6 protein-coding genes are annotated in these 4,883 nt (G+C 33.6%); 4 read left to right on the top strand and 2 right to left on the bottom strand.

The features are described 5' to 3' along the window. The coding region (gene istA / locus ABUA27_RS12145; protein ID WP_349820809.1) for an IS21 family transposase at positions 1-1,047 on the top strand (1,047 nt) is incomplete at its 5' end. 294 nt (positions 1,048-1,341) lie between these two features. Then, positions 1,342-2,070, top strand: coding sequence for an ATP-binding protein (locus ABUA27_RS12140; RefSeq protein ID WP_349820808.1), 729 nt, complete (start codon positions 1,342-1,344; stop codon positions 2,068-2,070). Positions 2,071-2,096: 26 nt separating this feature from the next. Here ABUA27_RS12140 and ABUA27_RS12135 read toward each other — a convergent pair whose 3' ends face one another. Together ABUA27_RS12135 and ABUA27_RS12130 are read right to left on the bottom strand one after the other, a co-directional pair. Then, on the bottom strand, positions 2,097-3,119 hold the full coding sequence (locus tag ABUA27_RS12135) for a bacteriocin-associated integral membrane family protein (protein WP_349820807.1): 1,023 nt from the start codon (positions 3,117-3,119) through the stop codon (positions 2,097-2,099). Positions 3,120-3,229: 110 nt separating this feature from the next. Continuing rightward, the gene (locus ABUA27_RS12130; protein ID WP_349820806.1) at positions 3,230-3,676 is read right to left on the bottom strand and encodes a lactococcin 972 family bacteriocin; all 447 of its coding nucleotides are present in this window, start codon (positions 3,674-3,676) and stop codon (positions 3,230-3,232) included. Positions 3,677-3,975: 299 nt separating this feature from the next. Here ABUA27_RS12130 and ABUA27_RS12125 point away from each other — a divergent pair, with 299 nt between their 5' ends. Beyond that, positions 3,976-4,266, top strand: a complete 291-nt coding sequence (locus ABUA27_RS12125) for a transposase (protein WP_349820805.1) — start codon at positions 3,976-3,978, stop codon at positions 4,264-4,266. Continuing rightward, a complete protein-coding gene (locus tag ABUA27_RS12120; protein WP_349820804.1) occupies positions 4,263-4,493 on the top strand; it encodes a hypothetical protein in 231 nt (76 codons plus the stop codon). The genes ABUA27_RS12125 and ABUA27_RS12120 overlap by 4 nt, the downstream gene beginning before the upstream one ends. The last annotated feature ends 390 nt before the right edge of the window (positions 4,494-4,883 follow it).

Below are 4,883 nucleotides of genomic sequence, written 5' to 3'. Positions count from 1 at the left end.
GACAATCGTCATTTCATAACAGATTATGAATATATTCATAATGAATTATCTAAACCTGGAGTCACTCTGAAGCTGTTATGGAATGAATACTGCATCAAGATAAATGATGGGAAGTATCCAGTAAGCTATTCAAAGTTCTGCAGAGGATACACAGAACATGTTCAGAACCACAACTATACCAACCATATCCAGCATAAGCCAGGTATTCGTACTGAAGTAGACTGGAGTGGGCCTACAATGCATTATACTGTTCCTTCTACAGGTGAAGTGGTTAAGGTATATCTATTTGTAGCTACACTCCCATTCTCTCAGTATTCATATGTAGAAGCTACAAAGGATATGAAGATGAATACATGGATCAATTGTAATCGTCACATGTTTGAGTACTTTGGTGGATCTACAGTAAGAGTAGTCTGCGATAACCTTAAGACAGGTGTTGTGATGCATCCTAAAAACGGAGAAATCATCCTTACTGATACTTACAGTGATTTTGGAAATCATTATATGACTGCCATCATGCCTGCACAGGTCAGAAAGCCGAAGCAGAAGGCAAGTGTAGAAGGCACTGTAGGAAAGATAGCTACTGTCATAATCGCTTCATTAAGAAACAGAGAGTTTAATTCATTTGAAGAACTGTATAAGGCAGTTAGAGAAAGACTTGAGGTGTTCAACTCCACACCATTCCAGAAGAGAGATGGAAGCAGAAAGGAAGTATTCGAAGAGGTAGAGAAGAAAACACTAAGACCACTCCCTGAATTTCCTTTTGAGGTATGTCACTGGTTTTATTCAAGAAAGGTACAGCTTAACTGTCATATCGCTTATAAAAAGAACTGGTATTCAGTTCCATATGAATATGTAGGCAAGATGGTAGATATTAAGGTAACTGAGACCACATTGACTACCTATTATCAAAATAAGCGCATTAATGTACATAAGGTGTTTCCAGATTACGTTAAAAACAGATATTCAACATATGATCATGATATGCCAGAGTCTGTCAAAGTAACAGAATGGGATGATGAGCGTATAAAAAAAATGGGCCAGTAAAATTGGCCCTTACACTAGAAAGGTAATAGATAATATATTTCTAACTAGCGTAGTTAAAGAACAGGGATATAATCCTGCATTAAGTGTACTGCATCTAAGTGATAAATATTCAAAAGAAAGACTCGAAATATCCTGCCAGATAGCTTTGAGTAAATATCCATCACCTAGATATAGACATCTTAATGCCATTCTAGCCAACAATCAAGATAGACAGAATTTACAGGAAAATATGAAAAAGGAAGAGAAAGCAACAGGCCATTTAAGAGGGCCTGAATTCTATGGAGGCAGATCAAAATGATTGACAATGAAACTATAAGAAAGGCATCTGAGATGGGCATTATTGATGTCATTGATGCAGTAAATACAGTTGAATCTAATACTACTTATATCACTTTATCATTTGATGAGAAAATTAAGATGATTATAGATATGGTATATCAGTGTAGATATAACGAAGCAGTAAAGAAACTGAAGAAAAGAGCTAAGCTTCGCTATTTAGAAGCGGATCTAAGGGATGTTCATTACACTGATAATCGTCTCATAACTAAAGATCTTGTTTCTTCTTTAGCTACATGCAGCTTTATGAATCTGAATACAAATCTGGTTATACATGGTCCCTGTGGTACAGGTAAAACATGGCTTGCCTGTGCCATAGCTAATGAGGCTATTAAACAAAGACATAAGGCATTCTATATTAGACTTCCTAGATTACTTGAACTATATGATAACATGAGAAACTCTGGAAAGAGCCTATCCCAGGCAGTGCAGAAGTATGCCAAGTATGAACTTTTGATACTGGATGAATGGTTGATGTATGAAATGAGTGATCAGGATAAGCAGTTCATTTCAGAATTAATGGAAGTAAGACATGATACGTGTTCAACTATCTTCTGTAGTCAGTATCCAACTGAAGACTGGTATGATAAGCTGCATAAGTCAACATTGACAGAAGCTCTGCTTGATAGAATAGTACATAATAGAATCGATATAGATATGGGTACTGATAATTTTAGAATAAAATAAGGGAATTATTTAGCCAATCATGACTATCATGATTGGCTATTATTCTGGTAAGAGTTAGGTGGTGCACTTAATGCGACAGGGGTGGTGCATAGGTCTGCGACTACTGGTGCAATTACGAGCGAATAATCAGACATAATTCTAGCGCCAATACTGAGCATTCTGAATTTTTTGAAAGGAATTTCTCTTTTCGCAAGATGTTCTGTTTTTGGTTTGACAATCATTGAAATACCGAAACTAATCAATGCTGAAATAACAACCAATACCAATAGTGTTATAATATCCTTAGATAACAACAATGTAATTTGTTTAAAATCATTAGTAATTCCAATATATAACCAAAATGCTATGAGTGAAATTAAATAACTGGATATAAACATTTTTGATAGTGTTAATGTATCTTCAATATGAATTTTTTTAATGTCTACTCCACCCAATAATCTTATACTTCTTCCTTTTGAGTGTGAAATAAACCATGTCAATAATACTGAAATGAATAATAATAACGCTGTTAAAATAACATTTCCAACACCATTATGAACTAAATTGTAGTACAAACTTTTTATAAACGGTACTTTTCTCAACCATTGAATAGTAATTCCGTTATCATTAGCCCAGTTTTCTATATCTTGTTTAAAATTTTGATTTCCCTTTACTGCATAATTTCCATATAAAGGTCTATTACCAATATCTTTAGATGAAATTAACCTTCCCTCTAAACTTGAATCTAACCATTTAATTTTATTATTATCAATAATAATATCGGAACTTTTTGGTTTCTCATTTCCAAAGTAAATGATGTCTTTCTTATTTTTATATTCATCACTAGGAGTAACAACTTTTACTAGAGTAGCATTGTGCTTATTCGTGATATTATCTAACTCTGAAATAAGTTGTTCTTTCGTAGTACCAGTTTCAGCAATATTTAAAACAAGTTGTTCTGTTGTACCTAAAGGTAATTGCTGTTGGTCATTCATTAAATTCTGAAAGATCATAATGAATGAAAATAAAGCTAAAATAAAACTAATCAATCTAATGCCATGTTTATTCATAAAAATATCAACTCCATAATCCTATTTATTAAATAAAATAGGCTTCGATGACAAGCATCGAAACCGAAAATCTAATTTGTCTTTTAGCTATCAAACAATAAATGTGATGCTTACCTACAAACACGATAGAAATAGCGGTCTTTAGAATTAGATTGAATAGCCCATAATTCAGCGATAGATTTCTTACCTGATGCAGTATTTACTGAACGTGATATCTTACTATCCAACTTAACTGTTGAACCATAACATCTTTTAACTGTGTAGTAAGAACGAACTTTAGCATTCCAGAAACCATATTCCCATGTTCCACCTTCACTTGGATATTGGCGCTTTGGTCCACTTGCCAACCAACAAGTTTCAACTCCTTCTGAATTACCACCAATCATACCTTCAGTCCATGTGCCATTTTTGTCCTCGTAAGTTGTTTTTACAATTCCATTTTGTGCGTCCTTGTCGCCTGCATCATTCGTCGCTGCCATTACTGGCGTAGCTAACATCATTGAAGATGCCATGCTCACAGCTGCCAGTGTAGTGAATAAAAACTTTTTGTTCAACATAACCATTCCTCCTGTAGCTTGGCTACTTTGTTCTATATCTTTATAGTAGGCCTAAACTACTAGATTATCAATATATTATAATACTTTTTTATATATCTGATTACAATGTAATAATATCTTTTCTTACAACTCTTTATTTATATGAATAATGCACAAGTGCTAGTTAAAAGTTCTACAATCTTAAAGTAATTATAACTATCTATCAAAACATAAAATCAAATAGAAAAATGTTTTTTGAATACCCACAAACCACAGGTTAGTGAAAAATAAATATCATAAGCACCGCTTAAACGGCGTTCATGAAGCTGAACCAGACACATAGATTTTCCATCTGTTCTAGAATTAGATTAGAAGTCAGATGGAAGCATAATCACATGTCAAACAAAGTATTAAAGCTAAGGAAAGCTTCTCTATATGAGTTCACTCAGAACTATTCTAATAAAATCAATAACTGTATTGAATTCTTCAAATCCATGAAATGGCCTAATGGGTTCTCATGTGATCGTTGCGGATGCCATAAGTATTACCTAGTCAAACTTGTAGGAAAGACCAAGACTTCATATGTTCTGGGATGCAGGTCGTGCAAGTGAGCAGCAACCTGTTTTGGGTATTCTATCTACATATAAAGAGAATAACTATCCCCCGGTTTATTAAGTTAAGACTCATCAATGATTATACTGGTCTGTCACTTAAGAAAAACATCGAAAAGTGCTGTGTATTCTCACATGATACATTACTTAATACTGATGGTGAGAAAGGCTTTAATACACCAAATGAAGAAATACAGGTAAAGAATGAGAAGATTAGCTATAAATAAAAGAATCATAGACTACTCCGGTTAAACATAATAATCGGTAATATTAAGAATAATATCGCTGGGATATATCATGGAATAACCAAAAGAGAGATGCCGTTATTCCTGAATGAACAGGAGTATACATTTAACCATAGAAAGATAAGAAAGACTGTCATGGATAAAATCAAGGAATACCTACAGAGATCATTTCCTATCAGTCATAGACAGATAGTCTATATCCTGAGTGTTTTTGCTTCGGATTCATCTCTTAAATCGTCACCTGTTGATTATGGGTATTCAAAAAGCATTCTAATCAACATTCTCAAAATAATAAATACTATTTATATTTAAAGGATAAGCAGTTCCCCTTTTATATCCTATGATTTTCTTCTCATTTTCTATGTAAGAGAC

The organism is Catenibacterium sp. RTP21428st1_D7_RTP21428_210409 (genome assembly GCF_040227455.1).
Taxonomy (GTDB): domain Bacteria; phylum Bacillota_I; class Bacilli_A; order Erysipelotrichales; family Coprobacillaceae; genus Catenibacterium; species Catenibacterium mitsuoka_A.
The sequence above is the reverse complement of the archived record's forward strand: the minus strand, read 5'-3'. Positions and strand labels throughout refer to the sequence as shown.